The sequence below is a fragment of the Amedibacterium intestinale genome (assembly GCF_010537335.1).
Lineage (GTDB): Bacteria > Bacillota_I > Bacilli_A > Erysipelotrichales > Erysipelotrichaceae > Amedibacterium > Amedibacterium intestinale.
This window is the reverse complement of the sequence record NZ_AP019711.1, coordinates 2,246,548-2,267,103: the sequence shown is the minus strand read 5'-3', so window position 1 is coordinate 2,267,103 and position 20,556 is coordinate 2,246,548. Positions and strand designations below refer to the sequence as shown.

19 protein-coding genes are annotated in these 20,556 nt (G+C 29.3%); 2 read left to right on the top strand and 17 right to left on the bottom strand.

All coding sequences use genetic code 11. The features are described from left to right. The first annotated feature begins 123 nt into the window (after positions 1 to 123). Positions 124 to 1,656 (top strand): IS21 family transposase, encoded by a 1,533-nt coding sequence (istA, locus tag A9CBEGH2_RS11270; protein WP_115715827.1) that lies wholly within the window; start codon positions 124 to 126, stop codon positions 1,654 to 1,656. After that, the gene (locus A9CBEGH2_RS11265) at positions 1,649 to 2,386 is read left to right on the top strand and encodes an ATP-binding protein (RefSeq protein ID WP_115715828.1); all 738 of its coding nucleotides are present in this window, start codon (positions 1,649 to 1,651) and stop codon (positions 2,384 to 2,386) included. Before istA ends, A9CBEGH2_RS11265 begins: the two co-directional genes overlap by 8 nt. A gap of 142 nt (positions 2,387 to 2,528) precedes the next feature. Here A9CBEGH2_RS11265 and A9CBEGH2_RS11260 read toward each other — a convergent pair whose 3' ends face one another. From A9CBEGH2_RS11260 to A9CBEGH2_RS11180, 17 genes are all read right to left on the bottom strand, one after another. Continuing rightward, positions 2,529 to 3,935, bottom strand: a complete 1,407-nt coding sequence (locus A9CBEGH2_RS11260) for an oligosaccharide flippase family protein (protein WP_163104862.1) — start codon at positions 3,933 to 3,935, stop codon at positions 2,529 to 2,531. After that, entirely contained in the window at positions 3,919 to 4,992 is a 1,074-nt protein-coding gene (locus A9CBEGH2_RS11255) for a polysaccharide pyruvyl transferase family protein (RefSeq protein ID WP_163104860.1), read from the bottom strand. Before A9CBEGH2_RS11255 ends, A9CBEGH2_RS11260 begins: the two co-directional genes overlap by 17 nt. A gap of 112 nt (positions 4,993 to 5,104) precedes the next feature. After that, positions 5,105 to 5,266, bottom strand: a complete 162-nt coding sequence (locus A9CBEGH2_RS11250; RefSeq protein WP_163104858.1) for a hypothetical protein — start codon at positions 5,264 to 5,266, stop codon at positions 5,105 to 5,107. 15 nt (positions 5,267 to 5,281) lie between these two features. Further along, a complete protein-coding gene (locus A9CBEGH2_RS11245) occupies positions 5,282 to 6,412 on the bottom strand; it encodes an EpsG family protein (protein WP_163104856.1) in 1,131 nt (376 codons plus the stop codon). 47 nt (positions 6,413 to 6,459) lie between these two features. Next, positions 6,460 to 7,461: a glycosyltransferase family 2 protein gene (locus tag A9CBEGH2_RS11240; protein WP_163104854.1), complete on the bottom strand. Its 1,002-nt coding sequence runs from the start codon at positions 7,459 to 7,461 to the stop codon at positions 6,460 to 6,462. 28 nt (positions 7,462 to 7,489) lie between these two features. Further along, positions 7,490 to 8,611 carry a Coenzyme F420 hydrogenase/dehydrogenase, beta subunit C-terminal domain gene (locus A9CBEGH2_RS11235; protein ID WP_163104852.1) on the bottom strand — a complete coding sequence of 374 codons (1,122 nt, stop codon included), beginning with the start codon at positions 8,609 to 8,611 and terminating at the stop codon, positions 7,490 to 7,492. 10 nt (positions 8,612 to 8,621) lie between these two features. Beyond that, on the bottom strand, positions 8,622 to 9,728 hold the full coding sequence (locus A9CBEGH2_RS11230) for a polysaccharide pyruvyl transferase family protein (protein WP_163104850.1): 1,107 nt from the start codon (positions 9,726 to 9,728) through the stop codon (positions 8,622 to 8,624). 19 nt (positions 9,729 to 9,747) lie between these two features. Continuing rightward, on the bottom strand, positions 9,748 to 10,926 hold the full coding sequence (locus tag A9CBEGH2_RS11225) for a radical SAM protein (RefSeq protein ID WP_163104849.1): 1,179 nt from the start codon (positions 10,924 to 10,926) through the stop codon (positions 9,748 to 9,750). Next, positions 10,908 to 11,888 (bottom strand): acyltransferase family protein, encoded by a 981-nt coding sequence (locus A9CBEGH2_RS11220; protein ID WP_163104847.1) that lies wholly within the window; start codon positions 11,886 to 11,888, stop codon positions 10,908 to 10,910. The genes A9CBEGH2_RS11225 and A9CBEGH2_RS11220 overlap by 19 nt, the downstream gene beginning before the upstream one ends. Further along, on the bottom strand, positions 11,881 to 13,062 hold the full coding sequence (locus tag A9CBEGH2_RS11215; protein WP_163104845.1) for a glycosyltransferase: 1,182 nt from the start codon (positions 13,060 to 13,062) through the stop codon (positions 11,881 to 11,883). The genes A9CBEGH2_RS11220 and A9CBEGH2_RS11215 overlap by 8 nt, the downstream gene beginning before the upstream one ends. Next, complete coding sequence (locus A9CBEGH2_RS11210) at positions 13,059 to 14,192, bottom strand: glycosyltransferase family 4 protein (protein ID WP_232057284.1); 1,134 nt, start codon at positions 14,190 to 14,192, stop codon at positions 13,059 to 13,061. The genes A9CBEGH2_RS11215 and A9CBEGH2_RS11210 overlap by 4 nt, the downstream gene beginning before the upstream one ends. 208 nt (positions 14,193 to 14,400) lie before the next feature. Then, positions 14,401 to 15,036: a hypothetical protein gene (locus A9CBEGH2_RS11205; protein ID WP_163104841.1), complete on the bottom strand. Its 636-nt coding sequence runs from the start codon at positions 15,034 to 15,036 to the stop codon at positions 14,401 to 14,403. Between the two features lie 12 nt (positions 15,037 to 15,048). Beyond that, the gene (locus A9CBEGH2_RS11200; RefSeq protein WP_163104839.1) at positions 15,049 to 15,765 is read right to left on the bottom strand and encodes a CpsD/CapB family tyrosine-protein kinase; all 717 of its coding nucleotides are present in this window, start codon (positions 15,763 to 15,765) and stop codon (positions 15,049 to 15,051) included. 4 nt (positions 15,766 to 15,769) lie between these two features. Then, positions 15,770 to 16,558, bottom strand: coding sequence for a tyrosine-protein phosphatase (locus A9CBEGH2_RS11195; protein WP_163104837.1), 789 nt, complete (start codon positions 16,556 to 16,558; stop codon positions 15,770 to 15,772). A 2-nt stretch (positions 16,559 to 16,560) separates the two neighbouring features. Beyond that, positions 16,561 to 17,268 carry a YveK family protein gene (locus tag A9CBEGH2_RS11190; protein ID WP_163104835.1) on the bottom strand — a complete coding sequence of 236 codons (708 nt, stop codon included), beginning with the start codon at positions 17,266 to 17,268 and terminating at the stop codon, positions 16,561 to 16,563. A 253-nt stretch (positions 17,269 to 17,521) separates the two neighbouring features. Then, on the bottom strand, positions 17,522 to 19,030 hold the full coding sequence (locus tag A9CBEGH2_RS11185) for an LCP family protein (protein WP_163104833.1): 1,509 nt from the start codon (positions 19,028 to 19,030) through the stop codon (positions 17,522 to 17,524). Between the two features lie 101 nt (positions 19,031 to 19,131). Then, the gene (locus tag A9CBEGH2_RS11180; RefSeq protein WP_163104831.1) at positions 19,132 to 20,511 is read right to left on the bottom strand and encodes a sugar transferase; all 1,380 of its coding nucleotides are present in this window, start codon (positions 20,509 to 20,511) and stop codon (positions 19,132 to 19,134) included. Between the last annotated feature and the right edge of the window lie 45 nt (positions 20,512 to 20,556).

Below are 20,556 nucleotides of genomic sequence, written 5' to 3'. Positions count from 1 at the left end.
TCAATGTCACATCTCAATGACGACACTATCAAAATAAAATTTTAATGCTCTGCAACGTCCTTCTGGACTTAGAATGTAAACGTAGACAGATATCTACAGATTCTAAGGAAAGGAGGATTTTTTATGTCCAAAGACAAGAATATCGTTCGTCTTAACCATCAGGGCATGTCGCAAAGAAATATTTGTAAAACACTTAAGGTTTCAGATCGACGTGTGCGAAACACTATTAAAAAAATGAAAGATCTAAATCTTACCTATGATGATATAAAAGATATGGACGATGATGCATTTGATGAACTGTTTACAAAGAAACCGGAGGAGGTGATTTTAAAGAGACGACCTGATTGTAAATATATTCATGAAGAATTGAAACGCAAAGGTGTTACGTTAATGCTGTTGTGGGAAGAGTATGTAGAAGAGTGCATTGCCCTAAATGAATCTTATCTTAAATATACGCAGTTTTGTAATGTTTATAAATCTTATGTTGATATAAACAAACTTACTATGCATATAGAACGTAAACCTGGCGAAAGGTGTGAGGTGGACTGGGCCGGGACAACGATTCCAATCTATGACAGAACACTTACCAATGTAATAAGAAAAGCATATTTATTTGTTGGGGTATTGCCGTTTAGTCAGTATATGTTTGCTCAGGCTACCATGGATATGAAAGAAGAATCATGGATAAATCATCATATTGATATGTATAACTTTTTTGGTGGCGTTCCTTTGATGTGCATCTGCGATAACTGTAAGACCGCGGTGATTTCCCATAAAAAGTATGAAGAAATCATCTTAAATCCAGCCTATTATGAAATGGCTGAATATTATGAAACCGCCATTGTCCCAGCTAGAGTACGTCATCCAAAGGATAAAAACTCTACTGAAGGATCTGTTGGCTATATGACACGTCAAATTATTGCACGTTTAAGAGATGTAAAATTCTGTACATTGGAAGAACTCAATGAGCGTATCACTGATGAAGTAAATAAATTAAATGATAAGCCATTCCAAAAAAGAGACTATTCAAGAAGTTATGTGTTTGAAAACGAAGAAAAAGAGTATCTGTCTGCACTTCCTGAATTGCCATATGAATATGCTATCTGGAAAAAAGCTACAGTATCTTTCAACTACCACATTCAGTTTGAGAGAAATTATTATTCAGTTCCTTATCAGTATTTTAAGAAAGAAGTACAAATAAGAATCACATCCAGAGTTATAGAAATCTATGACAGGCATGTTCGTATCGCAACACATCCAAGGATTTTAAGCGGTGTAAACAAATATGTTACGAATAAAGAACATATGCCTGAAAACCATAGAGCCTATGGTGAATGGAACCAGGAGAGAATCCTCAACTGGGCAAAAACGATAGGCCCTAATACGTATAAGGTGATATCTAGTATCTTCATAAATGCCAGAGTCGAACAGCAGGTATACAATCAGTGTATAACGATTCTTAAATTAAAAGATAAATATTCCTCACAAATACTGGAACAGGCGTCAGGAATAATTATCGAAAAGAATATCACACCTATACATAGGAATTTTAAGGCAGTAATTGAAAACATTCAAGAAATGAAAGAAGAAAATAAATCGAATGATTATGCGCTTGTAAGAGGTGCTTCATACTACGGAGGATACAGACATGATTAATCAAAATTATGAGAAACTAATGAAAATGAACTTAACCAAGATGGCTGAACTTTATAAGAATCAGTCTACAAACAAAGCATATCTTGAACTTTCTTTTGATGAAAGATTTGCTCTTTTGATTGATGGAGAAGCTGACGATAAACATAATAAACTGATCTATGGAATCAAAAAAAGATCAAACATACGAATGCCTGAAGCTAGTGTCAGTGATATACGATTTTATCCAGATAGAGAAATCGATAAGGTATTAACTCTAAAACTTGCAGAATGCGATTACATAGATGAACATCTTAATGTAATTGTAGTAGGTGCTACAGGAGCTGGAAAAACGTTTTACATATCTGCTTTAGGAAATGAAGCCTGCAAGAAAGCGAAAAATGTCAAATACATCAGACTTCCAGATTTGCTTTATGAACTAGATCAAGCCAGAAACAAGGAGTCATATAAGAAGAAACTAAAATACTATGCAAGAGCTGAATTGTTGATTATTGATGAATGGCTGTTGAACCCAACAACTTCACAGCAGCAGTCTGATATTCTTGAATTGCTGGAATTAAGATATGGATGCAAATCGACAGTTTTCGCATCACAGTTTCTTCCAGAAGGATGGCATGCAAATCTTGGAGGAGGTGCTGTTGCGGACGCAATTTTAGACCGAGTCGTAGCTAATTCTTACCTCATTCATATAAAAGGTGAAAAATCCATGAGAACACGAGAAAATAAATCTTAACATTATAAAATGACCTGCCCGTTAAGAGCAGGTTTTCACTGTCGTCGTTTAGTGAGATGGTGTCGTCATTAGGTTAACACACTGTCATCGATTAATTATTATGATGTCGTTATTGCGATGTAATACTCATAGAATACTATATTTAACTTACCTTATTTATTATAGCGGTAAAAAATGATTTAATTATATGTTTATTATAAATTATAGAGTATAATAAAACTGTTATTAAACCAATTATGCTCAACAAAAATGAATTAATATAATATATTACAACAATTTCTAAAAGTACTACAAAACTTACGGACATAAATTTAAAATCTAATGATATCTGTACATAGTTTTGCACATCTACCAATCTATAAATTGCCATCGTAAAATAAGAAACCAATGTAGAGAATGAAGCAGCATATAAACCTATGTATTTAATTAACAATAAATTAATGGCAATATTAAAGATTGCTGCAAAAAAAGAAGTTTTTGCAATCTCTCCAGATTTTTTTAAAGCTATATATATTGATCCTACTAAAGATGCAACCACATTAAAAATTACAGATATAATTAAAATAGGTATTTGAAAATAAGCTTCAGAAAATGACTCTCCAGTTATAACATATTTGAACACAAAAGGCATGATTGCAATGATACCGAAACATAATGAGTAACAAAATTTCATTGACTGATTTATAACTTTACTATAAAAATGGGCCTTATCTTTATCTTTGATTGCAAGTGAAGCAGATTCGGACCACGTCAAATTAAAAATGTTAAAAATAGAAATTACTATTGCTGAAAATTTGTTTGCTGCCGAATAGATCCCATTAGCGTTTACACCTATAAAATATAGTATTAATGTTCTGTCTGATGCATTAACAACCCACCATGATAATTGATTAGGTATCAAAGGGATAGAATATTTTAACATTTTTTTTATAATAGCAGTATCAAATGAAAATGATAAGATATATTTCCATAATCTCTTTTTGAAAAAAACATATAAAAAGCACATTATATTAGAAATTATTGATGCCAAAAGCATTCCAATTGCTCCTAAATTAAAGTAGCAAATAAAAATTACATTCATTATAACATGACCTGCTCCTGATATCAAACTACCTACAGAGTAAGTAAAATTATCATCGATTCCTCTTGTAATTTGTAAGCTAATATTTGAAAACATTGAAACAATTAACAAACAAACTAAATACAATTTATATTCATTAACAATATATTTTGCAAAGAAAAAATAGAAAAATAGTAGAAAAAAAGTTAAAATCGTAACAAATATGAATGTAGAACAAATAATTTTCCTTGTATTGTCTCTATTTTCTCTTGCATCTATTAAAAATCTAAATACAGCTTGTTCTATTTGCAAATATATTATTGGCATCAATAAAGAAACAAAAGTGTTTACCAAATCAACGACTCCATATTCACTAGCCGTTAATACTGCAGTATATAATGGAAGTAAGAAGAAGCTAATAAATTGAGTACATATTTTTCCAACTGCCACTATCATTGTGTTTTTTATTAATTTATTTTCTCTCTCCATCAATATGTCCTCTCAATGCTAAATCTAATTTAGAAAAATGATTTTCAGCTTCTTTAGTTATTCTAGAAACATCTATTTTATTACATAAATACTCATCATCTATACTTGTAAGATTCCATTCATCAATTTTTCTTATATCAAATATATATTTATCAAATCCTAAATTATTGAGCGCATCGATTGTTTTATCACTATATGCGATTGGTATTATTGACTTATTTAACTTAATACCTAAAATATTTGCGTGAAAACGAGATCCTACAATTATTGAAGAATTGTTGATATAATCAATTGCCTCATTTATGTTTCCTTCATAATAAAAACAATCTACTTGCTGACTATTAATTTCTTCATATAACCTCTTAACGACTATATGATCATTTTCTTGCTTACAAAATGACATTAGACCAACTGAGAATCCTTTTTCAATATACAAACAAATAATTTGTTTAAGAAAACTTTCATATTTCTCTCTAACTTTTTTACCAAAACGATTTGTACAATCAATTGGTGAAATAATGATTCTTTTGCTACAATAATCATCATTTTTATTATCTAGTGAAAATACAATATCTGGAGCTATTCTAGCAGTTTCAATTTTATTAAACAAATCATATGATTTTTGATCTCTAAAACAAACATCCTTAGCATCACTAAAATAGTTAAAGCAGTAATTATAATATTGTTCGCTACTGTAAGGCCCAAAATTTATCCCTAAAATAAATGTTTTTTTCTTATTTAGGTATTCATAAGGATTTAATTCTTTCTCTATAAACATCGAACCTCCAAGTATAACATTAAAATCACATCTCTTAGAAAAAAACGTTTCAATATTTATTTTTCCATTTGTTAACATCATAAGTATTTTATTCACCAATTTAGTAAATAAATTTCGATTTATAATTTTGATATTATTTTTGTTCATGTAATTATCGTCACCATAAATGTTAAAAATAATATTTGGATATCTTTTAGATATAATATCTATAAAAATATCATCACCAAGATTTTTACAATAATAACATTTTAAATAAACTTTTTTTAAATTTCGTTCCATTCTCAAACCTAGAATTTATATATATATTCAAAATCCTTTTTCCTTTCTGTATTTATAAGAAATAAATCCATATTACAAAAGAGCATCAAAGTAGAAAATAAATGGGAATGTTTCATTTATAACTAAACATATTTAATTCAGAATTAACATCATAATCAATTATTTCACATTCAAAGCCTAAATTATTAATTGTTTGAAACAATCCAAATTGTTGCAATACTCCGCCATAATTAAAACTTTTTGAACCCAGTGTTAATAAACCAATTTTTTTCATTTTACTCTCCTATCATTAATTAGATATTGATATAAACGGAACGGTAGCATCCATTCCCATATATGCATAATAAAACCACCAATAAAAAAGATAATATGCAATAATGCCTATATTCAATATCACCATATTTATTTGATTTCTTCCTATTGTCTTGCATAATTGAATACATAAAACTATTTGAAATACTGCAAAGTAAATAGCAATTCTTGCACCAAATTGACTCGAACCAGCTAATTGTGCAAATAATATAGTAAATATTAGCATACAAAAATAGAAATGGAAGTATTCTGATTTTTTACACATCTTATTCCAATTTATTAACGAAAGAATAAGCAATGGTAACCGTATAATTATTTGATTTGGCATAAAAGTTAATTCTCCTTTTATGTAAAGAGAATAAGAGTTCAATCCAATCTGCGCTAAAAATTTCGATATCAATGTTGGAGATAACAACAATAGTAATCCAAGAATGGATATATACATTACTCTTTTATTTAAAACAGTTATGCTATTGACTTCATTTCTATATAAGAATTTGTAAATAAAAAATATTCCTAATCCAATTAATGAACTACTATGAAATGTTAATGCTATTAATTGAAATATGACATAATGTTTAAAATCATTTGTTTTTATAAAACCAACTATCGCTAAAAAGACAAATGACATAGAAATATACTGTCTCATTATGTTTAAGGATTGATTAAAAAACAATAAAAAATATATTAACATTCCTATCCAAATTAATGTCTTTTCACCATACTTTTTTAATGCAAAATATATCGGATATATTATTAAAAATTGTATAAAAAATTTAACTACAAAGATACTGTGAAACATTTTTACAAGTACATAAATTACAGTGATAAATCCAATTTCATATTCTTTGACACTATTATAGCGATAAATATTAAACCAGCTTGTATTTAAGTATTCATTGAAATTTCCTGCTTTCTCAGCCGCATTGTAGATTGGCATAAGATATACGTTTACATCCGTTCCAATTATTTCTGATCTTATGCCCGCTAAGAAACATGGAATAAATAAAGCAATAAAAAATAATATCCACCTCTGATTTCTTTTTATATATTTAGATATATAGATAAAAATACTTGATATACTGAAAGTGAGTAAATATTGAATCATATAATTTTATACCTCCAAAAATATAGAAATTAATCCTTATATTGACTTTAAAAATTTCTAATTTTTATAACAAAACTCTTCACACATTCCTTTATGGTATAAAAGAAAATCAATAGAAGTGGGTTATAACTTATAATTATTTTTCTTTTCAAATTAGTGACTAAACTTTCACTTTTATCATTTAATAATCTTTGACAATACTTATTATTTTTAATTATCTGAACATACGAGAATTCCTTATTTTTATAAGCTAGAGCCATATAATCGAATAATACTTGAATATACTTATTTTGAATAAACAAACTTATATTTGCTTTTGTATTTTCGTGAAAGTTTAAATCTAATAATTGATATCTATATTGAAGAGTCTTCACTGCATCATCTATTTTCGAAAGTGTGAAATTTTGAGTAATTCCATTTTCATTTATTCTATAATTATAAAGAGGTTTTTTTAGATGAATCACTTCATCACAATGTTTAAAGTATTCTATCATGAAAATAAAATCCTCTCCATTGCGCATATCTGAGGGAAAAGATACATTGTTCTCTCTTATAATATCTAACGAAAAGGCACATCTCCATATATTGTTTAACTCTGTACTTCCAACAAGAAGCTCTTGTATTTCTGACTTGGAAATATATTGATCAGAATTACTTAAGGATTTCATTTTAACAGTATTTCCAGCTACTATATTATAGTCAAATATTATTGCATTTGGATTATTATTAATCAGTGTTGAATTAACAATTTTAATTGCCCCTTGTGAATAAAAATCATCCGCATCAGCAAACATACACCAATTACCATTAGCATTTTCAATTCCAATATTTCTAGCAACTCCTGGTCCTGAGTTTTTACCAGTTGAGATAACTTTACAATGAGGCTGATTTTCTATATAAGATTCAAAATTTAATAAATCTATATTCGTCGAACAATCATCCACAATGATAATTTCAAATTCAAAATCACTCTTCAGTGTAATGCTTTCCAACAAACATTTCAATAATGCTACATCTACATTAAAGACTGGTATAATTAAACTTATCATCTATTCACTCCTATCTCCTATTTTAATACTATCCATTAATTTTTCGAATAACCCCTATTCTTATTAATAGATTTTTTACATCTTGTTTGATAGATTGTCTTGGATAAATTATGAAAATCAAAAAATTAATCCTTTTATGTTTTTTTACTCCGTTAAAAAAGTTATTTCTTTGACTAGGAGTAGTTGATGGTGCTTTCAATTGATGATTATTATTAATAGCCTCATTTAAATCAACATCCTTTAAACATAAATTTGATTCACCTAATAATTCTATTCCCTTTTTTGTTTGACATAAAGCAAGTGAAATACCTTTTTTTCTTTCATCTTCCGACAGTGTAGAACCCCATGAATCACCAATTGTTATATCAGATACTCTCTCTAACTTTGCATACTTACATTTATAACAATTATCTGTATATGTAAGACCATTTAAAAATGCAATTGTATATTTATCGCTAACTCCCTTAGTAACAATGCCTTCATTGTTGCCATGGATTTGCATTTTTGCTTTAACTCTAAAGATAATTGAATTAAACATTTTTAAAGATTTATTATACTGATTTAAGAACATCTCTAAAAAATTTGGTGATGGTGTACCATGACATATTAGGTCAACCGTATACAAGTTTTGTTGAAATTCTTGTTTAATATATTGTTTTAAAGCACCAATTTGACAAGGCAGAGCAATAACTAAAACCTTTTTACCGCTTTTTAAATCATTTAAGACATTTTTATAAAGATTGATTGGATTGCTCTTAACGTATTTAGAGCCTGTAAATTTATCAACTTCATTTTCATTTTTTGCGCTTTCAAATATAAATTCGCCATTTTTGAAAACACAACTATATACTATTCCTTTATTTTTAATAAATGACTTTGCTATTGCGGTTGCAAAACCTCCTGAGGAAGCTTTTAGGCGATCTTGTTCATCATTAGTCCAACCTTGATACCATTTTGTAGGTTGGCAAGATTGAATTTTGTAATTGTTCTGACATACCTTTGTACATAAGCCACAATTAACGCATTTATTTTGATCAATTACTGCATTATAACTTTTTAAATTGTCTTGTATTGAAATAGCATGTTTACCACAAATATCAATACAGGCCATACATCCAGTACAATCGTCTAAGTCACATACTGTCTTCACATTTACACCTCTAATCTTCAATCATATTTTTTAAAATTTTCATCGATTCAATTTGCTTTTCTTTTAATATTTTATTTACTTTTGTATAATCAATTTTATTTTTTGCCAAACCAACATCATTAATATCGGTTAAGATTCTATCTTCCAAATGTGTTAACCTTAAAATGCTTAAATTTCTAGTCCCTGTTTTATTATTAGGCAATACTTCAACAAAAGTTGTGTTTAAATTAATTGCAAATGCCGTTCCGTGAAATGAATCAGTAATTAAACATTCAGCGTTATCAATATAAGACAAGAATTCGTTTATAGTTGGTAAATATTGAAATTTACCTCCTCTTAACAACTGATGAAAAGATGCTGAAATTCTAATTAAAGGCATACCTGTTTTTTCACTGACTTTTTTGGCATAAGTAGATAATTTTTCATCATTATGCAGTTGGTAAACAAGAATGTATTTACCTTTATTAAAATCTTTATCTAAAAACTCTTTCCACTCATCTCTTCCCAACATTAATGTTGGGTCTAAAACTTGATCAGCTTGAATACCGAGTGAATCTAATATTTCGACAGCGCTATCCTCCCTCACAGCAATTTTGGTATATCGTGATAACCAATGTTTGAAATAACTTCTTAAGTCATCATTCATATCCGTTCTACCTAAACTAGCAGCATAAGCTATTTTCTTTTTATTATTACCAACAAAAGATAAGCAGTAAGCATCATCATATTCACCATTTTCCATAGGACCCCAAACTTGATCGCTTCCAGTCATAAAAACATCGACATCTGTACATTCATTTTCTATTTCATTCTTATTTGTACATAAATCTGTTAACTTAAGATAATCTTTTTGATATTTTTCAAATCTTTTTCCCGAGTATACACTGAAAGGTTGGCGCAATATTAAATAAATTGTTCTTTTAAAAAAATTATTGTTCCATGAGCTTTTTCTATTAAGTAAAGTTTTTTCATGATTTTTGTAATTTTCATCTTCTCGGATATAATTAATGATTACACTTGAATGTCCAAGCTTAGATATCATTTTTTGAGTTGCTATTGATTGAAGAATAGAACCATAATTAGTAATAGCATGCCTAGTGATAACCGCAACTTTCATTTATCTTCTCCTTTCAAATTTACTTAACATTCATCTGACTAGCAATATCAGCATCTACAATCTCTTCACCAGTCTTATTCTTTAATTGTTCCATTGATGCAGCACTTAAACCATTATTAACTGTAGCACACATGTCACATGTACTACATTTATCTAATTCTTCTTTTGTAACTTTCCCATCTCTATAGTCTCTTACTACCTTTAATTCATACATAGAATACGGTTTCTTAGTAAATAAAGATTTAAACTTATGCCATACTACCCAGAACCCAGGTTTCCAAATATATTTATGCATAGCAGGTGATACAGATCCAATCATCCAACAATCTCTATCACAACATCTAACTTTACTCCTTACTTTTTCAGCTTCTTTACTGTTCCATAATTCATCCCAAGAACTTTTGTTTAAATTTCCCATTACTTCTTTATCTTTAGTACCATTACATGGCATAACATCCCCATATGGGTCAATAAAGAAAGTATCAAAACTCATATCACATGGTAATAGTCTCTTTTGTCCATAAATATAATTAATTAATCCATGATTAAAGTAAGCTCTCATCCATTTTTTAGGTGAATTACTTCTTAATAACTCATTAACTAAATTTTCAAAATTTTGTGCAACCATTGGTCTATCTTTAATAATATTTTTTGCTTCTACAAAATAAAATGAATTATGTAATGAAGCTGTTGCAAATTCCATGCCCATTTCATTAGAAATCTTATATAAAGGAACTAAGTCATGAGCATTTTTATCTTGGACTGTCATACCAAATCCAACATCCTTCATACCCATTTCTCTTAATTTCTTTAATGTACTATATCCTCTATTGTATCCATCATTTAATCCACGAATTTCATTATTTGTTTGTTCTAAACCTTCGATAGAAATACGAATTCCAATTTGAGGAAATTCTTTACATAAATCAACGATTCGATCAGTAAAGAATCCATTTGTACTAATTACAATACGATCACTCTTTTTATACAATTCTCTAACAATATCTTTTAAGTCAGTACGAATAAAAGGTTCTCCACCTGTAATATTTGTAAAATACATCTTTGGTAATTTTCGAATAGTTTCAATACTAATTTCTTCATCAGGCTTACTTGGTGCCTTATATCTATTACACATTGAACAACGTGCATTGCAACGATAAGTAACTATTACTGTTCCGTTTAATTTCTTTTCTGCCATAAAAAACCTAACCTTTCTAAAAATTTCTTACTAATAAAAGCAAAAATAATTGCTCCTATAAATACTAAACATGACGCGAATAAATAAGAAATTAACTCACTTGAGCTAATATGTATTAGATGTAGTTTTTCAACTACTCTATAAATCACCATGTGACATAAGTATATTTCCATACTTATATTACTAATAAAGGAGACAATGGAATTGACTCCCCCCCGATCAAAAATACACATAATGATTAAAGAAATCGAAATCAGTAAAATCAATATTGATTTCATATCTATAAGGTAATATCCAATCAAACATATTAATAAAATAACTATAATATACAACTTCTTTTTCTTTAGTAAACTAGAAATGTCATCTTTATATAAATAAAGTAGACCTCCGGCAATAAAGTACATTGCTGAATAAATGATATTTGTTCTAGTTGCTTCAAAATAATATATACTTAATAGATTAAAGATAATTGATACTCCAAATGTAAACCACGCTCTTCTCTTTGTTCCTATTAAGAAACAAAAGAATGGAAATATTGCATAGAACACAAATACTAATCCTAAAAACCATCCAACACCTATTACAGAAATATTTGCATTTGGGAGAAATCCAAAACACAAAGTTGAATTTGCAAAGATTTCATATAACGAATTTAGACTTGGTGAAAAAATAAAATCTATCAAACATAGGAATGTAAAATATGGCCACATTCTTTTAAATCGTTTTATATAAAAATCATCAATATTAATTTCATTACTTCTTATTTTTTTATAATATCCACAACACATTGAAAACCCACTAATAACCATGAATAAGAATACTAAATCAGTAAATGATGGGATTAATTTATCAAATACAAATCCAGATAATTCATAATTGCCATTTGTTAAAACATGCATTAATAAAATTCCTAGTGCTGAGAATGCCCTTAAATAATCTAAACTCTCATATCTTCTATGCATAAATATCCCTTAGTTTTTCATAATATTCATTAATCGTATCAAATTGAATATTTTTACAATCCTCTACATAATCTTGAATATTAGATTCGTTCAATTGAATAATTTTATTCTTAAGATCTTCTTTATTTCCACTTTCAAATAACTCTCCAGTTTTACCAACTTGAATTAGTTCAGGAATTCCACCAATGTTAGCTCCTAATACTGGAGTTCCATACATTTGACTTTCCATTACACTAAATGGGCAATTTTCAAACCATTCGCTTGGATAAATACTAAATTTAGCTTCACGAATTAGTTTTTCTAAATGAACTCCTGTTTGAAACCCTACATTTTTGATATTAGGAATATCTTTTATTTTATCTTCTAAGGGACCGGTTCCTGCAAAAATAAATTGAATGTCTTTTAATTCTTTGCAAACATCAATTAATGTTCCAATTCCTTTTTCTTCTGAAAAACGTCCAAAATATAAAACATAATCTTTCTTTTCAGTATCTTTCCATTCAACTTTGTCTATAAAGTTATGAAGAGCTACTGTCTTATCTTTAAACACTGGATTCGTATCCATCTTTGTTTTCATAAATTCAGAACAACAAATGACTTTATCAATATATTTATATGTACCTTTTGTATTCCAAAAAATAGCTTCCATCGTTCCAATTAACGATTTAGCACCAGAACCATGAATACATTTATTCTTAGTACAATTTATATAATGACCACCTAGACATTTTTCACAATTTTTATGTGTGTTTGGATTATTCAACATATGATTAGGACATACTAGGTTATAATCATGTGCTGTAAACACAATTTTACATTTAGGGTTCCACTTTTTAATTTCTAGAATAACTGATGGTGTAATTTGATAAGTAAAGTTATTTAAATGACAAACATCAGGTTTAAAATCTTCTAAAACTTTTCTTATTTGTTTTCTAGCTTCAATTGAATAAATGGTTTTTAATGGGTAAGTTAATTTAGATAACTTAGATCCTCCATGAAAATCCATATCAGAAGTATAAGCTTCTACATTATTTCCAACACATCTACCTTTATGTTCCATACCAAAATATTGAACTTCATGACCTTGTAATTTCAAATAATCACCTAATTTGAATATATATGTTTCAGAACCGCCATTAGGATAAAGAAACTTGTTTATCATCAATATCTTCATACTCGATACAACTCCACTGTTTTCTCTACTATTTCATCCCAATTATATTTTTCACAAATATAATCAGATGCTATGCTCTTATATTTATCTGCAATATCACTGTTATCAACTAAGTATTGCAGCTTTTCTCTTAATTCGTTGATATCTGATTTTCTAAAAATTACTGCTCTATCACTTACTACTTCTGTGCATTCAGCTATATCACTTGTTAGACAACAATTTCCATAACTCATACCTTCAAGTAATGACAAAGGCATACCTTCTAAATCACTTGGTAATGTATAAACATAAGCATTAGAATATAATTCTTCTAATACTTGTCCTTGTACAAAACCAGTAAAAACAATTCTTTGATCATCCTTAGCCAATTCTCTCATTTCATTGAAGAATGAATCAGTATCACTAGCACCACCAGCAATTACTAATTTCTTATCTGTCCTCACATCTTTGAATGCTTTGATCAAATATCTAAGTCCTTTTTCAGGAACAATTCTTCCTAGATAAAGAATGTAACTATCTTTTTCTAGTTTATATTTTTGCTTAATTAAACTTGCTTCTTTAATTTCTGGCTTATTGACTCCATTTGGAATAAATACTGTTTCTCTATTATAAGTATTTTTGAAATAATCCTGCACTCCTTTAGATAGAACAATAATTTCGTCAGCATACTTAACTGCTACTTTTTCACCGAATAAAATGTATTTAGAACCAAATCCATTTTTCCATTTAGCCCTCCTGTGATCCAAACCATGGACAGTCACAATGCATTTTTTACCAAATAATTTAGGTATCCATAACATCGCACATGGCCCTTCCGCATGAAAATGAACTATATCGTATTTACCAAAAGCACAATATAGTGCTGCAAAAAATGATGACGTCATTGCCGCTAACCCTTTTTTATCAATAGTTGGAACAGCTTTGATCTTTACCCCTTGGTAATTATCTTTAATATCAGAATCAAACTCTTTACCAGATACATGATGTCCTCTTCTATTATAGCAAACAACATTGTGACCAAGTTTTACCATTCTTGTTGAAAGTTCTGTCACAACGACTTCTATTCCACCACTGCGATCGAGATTTTTTTGACCTAGCATTGCTATTCTTAATTTATTATTTAATGTCATCATATTCCCCCTTTCATTTTGGGTTGAATTTGTTTTGATTGAATTTCAAATGCAATAAAGCTAATTATAAGTCATGTTTATACTACTTTTATCTAAAAGCCATGCTTCGCCTATCCGCACACAATTTATCATATGCAGACAGTTACATCTGTCCTTGATAATATGATAAAGTGACAAAGCAACTATTATCATAATTTATCAGATCTTTTTAATTCCTTACTTTCTCGAAATCAATCACAATATTCAAATAACCAACATTTCCATAGGTATCTGTAACATTTAACTTATAAATAGTTTCACCATATTCTGCTGGTAATTTTTCAGGCCAGCCTACGATATCTTTTGTAATATCATTTCCATCTTTATCAACCGCTGTAACATTAGCAATTTCTTTTACTTCATCAATTGTACTGTATGGACCAATAATATATTTAAAAGAATCCTTTTCAGCGCTAATTGTTGGATTATCGCTTTTTTCAATCTTAATAGTGAAATCATAAGATTTCTTTTTGTACGTAGCACTAGCTTTATATGTACCAGGTTTTGCCATATCAACATCATCTAGATTTAGTTCTATCTGTTTTAAATCTTCTACGCTTCCATCAAAATAAGCAGAAGGATCTAAATCTAAAGATGCATTTTGCTGAAGTGTGAATTCTTTTTTCTTTAAACTAATTTCATCACTTTTTTGTGAAGTATCTGTTTCTTTCCATACGGATACATAATTTTCTTTTTTCTGAGTATTAGCCTTAAATACACCAACACCTGTTACTATTGGAATTAAAAGAGCACTAATTCCAAGTATTGCTTTCTCTAGTCCGTCTAAAGAACTTTTCCCTTTCATAAAGCAACACCCCTATTCTTCGTTTCCGTAATAACTGTAATAAGAACGTGTACTCTTATCTACTTTTGTTAAAACACAGCCAAGTACATTAGCTCCGTTTCTTTGTAACATTGTTAAAGCATCTTTTGCATCACGTTTATCTGTATCTCTTGCTGATGTTACAAATACAGTTCCATCTGTAATGCGTGAAACCGGAATTGCATCGGCAACTGCATTTAAAGGCGGGCAGTCAATAATAATAAAATCAAATTTTTCTTTGAATTTTTCAATTAAATCTTTAAATTTTTCACTTGCTAAAAGTTCTTGTGGATTTGGAACTGATTTTCCACTGGTTAGCACATATAGCTTTCCATCAGATTCTTTATCTTTAAATTTGTGAAAATATCTTTCATCATCAATATCGATGTCATGAACATCTTTCATCAAATTACTAACACCGATTTTATTAGAGACTTTAAAAATTTTATGCTGTACTGGTTTTCGCAAATCACAGTCAATTAATAGAACTTTTGAATATTTGGCAATCGAAACCATTGCAAGATTGCTTGTAACAGAGCTTTTCCCCTCTGTAGGATTTGAGCTGGTAATATTGACAACTTTAACATCTTTATTGAAGGATGAATATTCGATATTTGTTCTTAACTGACGATATACTTCCATATAGTCAAATTGAGAACTTTTATGTTTTCGCTTTGTATCATTTCTTTTAGGAGCAACTTTTCTTTCCATTTTCTTATCTCCTCCTTAATCTATCAAAAAAAGATTTCTTTTTTACTACAGAAATATCTTCTAATTCTTCATTTCTAATTATATGAAGCGGATTTTCATAGAATAGAATATTGGCATTCTTTTCTCCAATTTCATCTGCCACCAACTTGTATGCATCACTTAACTTGCAAATGCGATTTCCACTTGCCCTGTGTGCATCACTTGCTACCACATGAGCCAATCCTGCATGTAATAATTTCCATGCATTCTTCTTTGCGGTTTCTCCATGCATTCCTAGAAGACTAGTACGATTAATTTGAATAATATAGCCGTTTTCTACCCATTCTCTAACTTTTTCTAACGATACCCCTTTATGAAAATATCTTTCCACATGTGCAATAACTGGAATCATATTGCGAACTGTAAATTCATATAATTTATCATCTGGTTCATCACCAAAATCTATAATATTCTTTCTAACATCAAATTCACATAATGCATATCCAGAACCGGCAAGTGTATAAAACCATTCATTATCCAGCATTTCCAGATAATCATCATTTAGAAATATTTCACTTCCAAAATATATTTCAATTCCATAATCTCTAGCTAAGTTCTTTAACTCTTCCATTCTGCTGCTCATTGCTTCTACATCTTTTCTATCTTGTTTTCCTGGAATAAAATGCGGTGTAGACATAATTGCTTGTACTCCATCTTTTTTTGCGCCTTCAAGAGCTAACATAGCCTGCTCTTTACTTTCCATTCCATCATCAATGTCCCAAGCAAAATGATTATGTATATCAATAAACTTCATGATTAATCCTCAAAGTATGGAATTTCTGCAAGTACAGGAATTTCCAAATAAGATTCCACATCATCTTTATTGTGTAATCTCTTATCTAGCATAAATCGTAAAATAACAATTCCCCCAGAAAGCATAGTTCCTAAAAATGCTCCAAGCAAAGTATTCAACTTTTTATTAGGAGATACTGGTATATCTTCCACTTTTGCAGGATCTGTAATCATTAAGTTTTTTACATCTAGTTTTGCTTTTACATCTGTAAAAAACTGATCAACAGTTGCACTAACAATATCCTTTGATAACTGTGGATCATCCGTTTTTGCAGTTACTTTAATAATCTCACTCTCTGCTTCATTTGTAATAGATAGAGAATCTTTTACAAAGTCTTCGCCTTTATCTTCTAGCTTTAAAGTTTTTGTTACTTTATCCAGCACACTATCTCCCTGCATGATCAACATATAGTTATTGACCATCTTAGAGTTAGCATTTATTGCATTATAATCAATAGTACCAGTCTCTGTAGTATTTGGTTTTAAATACACTCTAGCAGTACTTTCATATTTTTTTGTTATAAAGAACGTTGTGAATAAAAATGCAATAATCGCACCTATAATTGCCATGAAAATAATAAATTTAGCTTTCTTTTTAATTTCTTGAAATAATCTGCTTAAATCAATCTCAATTTCATCACTATTTTCTACATTCTTTTTGAAATCTTCCACGCATAATCCCCTTTCTTAATTGTTTCAACAATTATAATGCTTAATTTTATGAATAATATTCTATATACAAGCATAAGAATTTCATAATATCAAACATTACTTCCCCGATACAGATGACGTATCATGTTGATTTTACTACAATATTTTAAATAACGCAAAATTTTTTCTTAATTATGATTTTCATGATATTTTAAAAGCAAGCATAATATACAACATAGGTATAATTTGCTTGCTTTTTTTCAAATAATTTTTCTTATCCAGCCTGTGCAACTAACTCATTTTGATAAGCTATATCTTCGTCAGTTATCATTTCACCAGAATCGATTTTTTTAATTAGTTTTTTTGCATTTTCTACACATGCATCATTAGGAACCATTACATATGCATTAAATCCATTTGCAGGTGTCCACATGGTTGCACCTTGTCCACTAACTTGAATCTGCTTTATATCCCATTTAGACATATCATCTAGCTGCATTTTTATTAAACTTGTAATTTCACTTTGACTCATATTGGTTTGGAAACTTCCACTCACTGCATCCATGATACTTGTATAGTTTGTAATAATAGCTGGAGAAATTGCTTTATTGATCATTGCTTCTACAACTCGCATTTGATTACGGCTTCTTTCTCTATCTCCATCTGATAAGCCATATCGCTCTCTAACAAATCCCAATGTTTGCTCACCATTTAAATGGTTTTCTCCTTGTTTAATTTGATATTTCCCATGCAGCGTTGTAAATGCAAAAGGAGAATTTACCGTTATTCCACCTAACGCATCAACAATGTCTACAACACTTGAGAAATTAACTCTTGCATAATAATTTAGATCAATATCCATAAAGTTTTCCATTGTATTAATAGTACAGTCAACACCAAAAATCCCTGTATGTGTTAGTTTATCCAACTGATTGTTTTGACATGTCTGTGGAACGTAGAAATCACGAGGAATTCCAGTCATTAAGATTTGGTGTGTTTTTGGATTAACAGAAACAATCATGTTAACATCAGAACGTGATTTTGTTGAAATACTTCCATATGTATCAATTCCAGTTATGTAAATATTAAATGGCTTTGTCGTTACATTAACATTTTTACTAATATCTTTTGACTCAATTTTATAAGTATATTGTTTAACCACTCTAGTTCTTAAATTAAAATCTGCATGATTATCCTCAAACATTCCTCTGGAACCTTCATCTAACAGTATTGCATCTACTTTTTCATCATACAGGTCATCTCCAAAATCTTTATATGAGTTATACTTTACTGTTGTTGGTTCTGAGCCTAAATCTGAAGTAATATCATTCAAAGCTTTTTCTTGTGTGCTTGTATCCCCTAAATTAATAATACCTAACCTTTGTCCCTTTAAATCAGACATATCTTTAATAGGACTATTTTTCATTACAACTACCGAAACTACAGATACATCATCTTTGTTTGTAATTTTACTAAATGCTGTATCCGTTGAAAATAAATACCAGTTCCCTACTCCTAAAAGAATAGATAAGACAACAATAGCTACTTTTCCTAATACTTTATTTATTTTATTTACTTTTCCATTCATTTGGAAATACCACATTCCCGCAAACAATAGCACTAATACAACTACTATTGGTATTAAAAACTTCATTGGCACAATATTTACCATAAATGCCTGAGTGATGAATGCAACAGTCAAACACGCATAGATAACTAAAAAATAAAATCCAGCATTTTTATAAAACTTTTTCTTTTCTTGATTTTCTACGTTATTTTTCATACAATCTCCTACTTCATATAATATTCATACTATCCATTATAATAACAATCTCGTATTTCTGTATAATATTTTTCTTACGTTTTTTTAATATACTCTGTAACTTATAAGGCTCCTTTTCCATAAAAAACACTTTTAACTGTTTTATATAGAATTATCATATCTAAGCTCAGATTCCAGTTTCGATAGTAGTAATCATCTAACTTGCATCGATCTTCAAACCCAACATCACTTCTACCATTTGCCTGCCACATACCGGTAATTCCCGGTTTACACTGAATAACTGAATTATAGTATACTCCCATATCGTCTTTTTCTCTGAAAAGGTATGGTCTAGGGCCAACCAAACTCATTTCCCCTTTTAAAACATTAATAAACTGTGGAAATTCATCTAACGAAGATTTTCTTAAGAAATGACCTGCTTCTGTAATTCTTGGATCATTCTGCAGTTTTTTATTCTTTAAATATTCCTCTTTAATAGAGACATCTTTTTCCATCAATTCCTCCAAAACCTGTTCTGCATTTGGAATCATCGTCCTAAATTTATAAATTTTAATAGGTTTCCCATCTAGTCCAATGCGCTCCTGTGAGAAAAAGATACTGTTATAATCACCATTTTTATGATTTTTACATCTTACATATATTGCAATTGGCACCAATAGAAGTATTCCAAATATAGCGGCAATAATATCAATTAATCTTTTAATCACCTTATCTACAAATCCAATACTTCCCTGCGCAGTTGAAATTAATATGGTTCCATCGAAGTCTTGTATTTTTGAATTAAATGTTAAAAGTCCATTAACCTCTGGTATATATTTAATTACTTTAACTTTATCATACAAGCGAAGCATTAACTTATTTATCTCTTTTTTGGGTACACCCGGTAATGCAACTATCACTTGATCAATTTTTTCTTTTTTTATGATTTCCTCTAATCGCATATCTTCATAAATATTTATCTCCTGCTTTGTATTTACGTTTTTCTCATATCTTTCTACCAATTCTTCATCAATAGGCTCATTTTTATAACGCAAATATCCTATTACTTTCGTTAACGCAAAGCGATTGTTTTGCGCAATGTTACCAAGTCTTGCTGCTTCATAACCAACCCCGATAATCAAAGTTCTTCTAGCTAAGTTTTCTCGTAACAAAATCCTTAAGGTTCTATCTAAAAATAGAATGATAAAGTACATTGCAGCCGTCAAAATCACTATACTAAGAAACCAGTCATCCCCATTAAATGCCGATAAGATTACAACCTCAACAATAAAAAAACAAATCATTGCTTTTCCAACTGATTTAATTTCATCCCAAATAAGTTTAGATGATATCTTATAATGTTCAAATACAAATAAAAATAGAACGAATACAATCATAAAATGACATATAACATTTCTTGGTAAATCAAGAAAATTAGCTAGCAAGTAAAAACTTGATATCTCTAATATAAACAACGTCCATGGTAAAACATACTTTCTCATCAATAAATCCTCCCCATGATATATTAATGTTTCACATTATCCCTT

Excerpts from the sequence above, each read along its gene's own strand:
- istA (WP_115715827.1), top strand. The coding sequence starts at position 124 with ATGTCCAAAGACAAGAATATCGTTCGTCTTAACCATCAGGGCATGTCG.
- A9CBEGH2_RS11265 (WP_115715828.1), top strand. The coding sequence starts at position 1,649 with ATGATTAATCAAAATTATGAGAAACTAATGAAAATGAACTTAACCAAG.
- A9CBEGH2_RS11260 (WP_163104862.1), bottom strand. The coding sequence starts at position 3,935 with ATGGAGAGAGAAAATAAATTAATAAAAAACACAATGATAGTGGCAGTT.
- A9CBEGH2_RS11255 (WP_163104860.1), bottom strand. The coding sequence starts at position 4,992 with ATGGAACGAAATTTAAAAAAAGTTTATTTAAAATGTTATTATTGTAAA.
- A9CBEGH2_RS11250 (WP_163104858.1), bottom strand. The coding sequence starts at position 5,266 with ATGAAAAAAATTGGTTTATTAACACTGGGTTCAAAAAGTTTTAATTAT.
- A9CBEGH2_RS11245 (WP_163104856.1), bottom strand. The coding sequence starts at position 6,412 with ATGATTCAATATTTACTCACTTTCAGTATATCAAGTATTTTTATCTAT.
- A9CBEGH2_RS11240 (WP_163104854.1), bottom strand. The coding sequence starts at position 7,461 with ATGATAAGTTTAATTATACCAGTCTTTAATGTAGATGTAGCATTATTG.
- A9CBEGH2_RS11230 (WP_163104850.1), bottom strand. The coding sequence starts at position 9,728 with ATGAAAGTTGCGGTTATCACTAGGCATGCTATTACTAATTATGGTTCT.
- A9CBEGH2_RS11225 (WP_163104849.1), bottom strand. The coding sequence starts at position 10,926 with ATGGCAGAAAAGAAATTAAACGGAACAGTAATAGTTACTTATCGTTGC.
- A9CBEGH2_RS11220 (WP_163104847.1), bottom strand. The coding sequence starts at position 11,888 with ATGCATAGAAGATATGAGAGTTTAGATTATTTAAGGGCATTCTCAGCA.
- A9CBEGH2_RS11215 (WP_163104845.1), bottom strand. The coding sequence starts at position 13,062 with ATGAAGATATTGATGATAAACAAGTTTCTTTATCCTAATGGCGGTTCT.
- A9CBEGH2_RS11210 (WP_232057284.1), bottom strand. The coding sequence starts at position 14,192 with ATGACATTAAATAATAAATTAAGAATAGCAATGCTAGGTCAAAAAAAT.
- A9CBEGH2_RS11205 (WP_163104841.1), bottom strand. The coding sequence starts at position 15,036 with ATGAAAGGGAAAAGTTCTTTAGACGGACTAGAGAAAGCAATACTTGGA.
- A9CBEGH2_RS11200 (WP_163104839.1), bottom strand. The coding sequence starts at position 15,765 with ATGGAAAGAAAAGTTGCTCCTAAAAGAAATGATACAAAGCGAAAACAT.
- A9CBEGH2_RS11195 (WP_163104837.1), bottom strand. The coding sequence starts at position 16,558 with ATGAAGTTTATTGATATACATAATCATTTTGCTTGGGACATTGATGAT.
- A9CBEGH2_RS11185 (WP_163104833.1), bottom strand. The coding sequence starts at position 19,030 with ATGAAAAATAACGTAGAAAATCAAGAAAAGAAAAAGTTTTATAAAAAT.
- A9CBEGH2_RS11180 (WP_163104831.1), bottom strand. The coding sequence starts at position 20,511 with ATGAGAAAGTATGTTTTACCATGGACGTTGTTTATATTAGAGATATCA.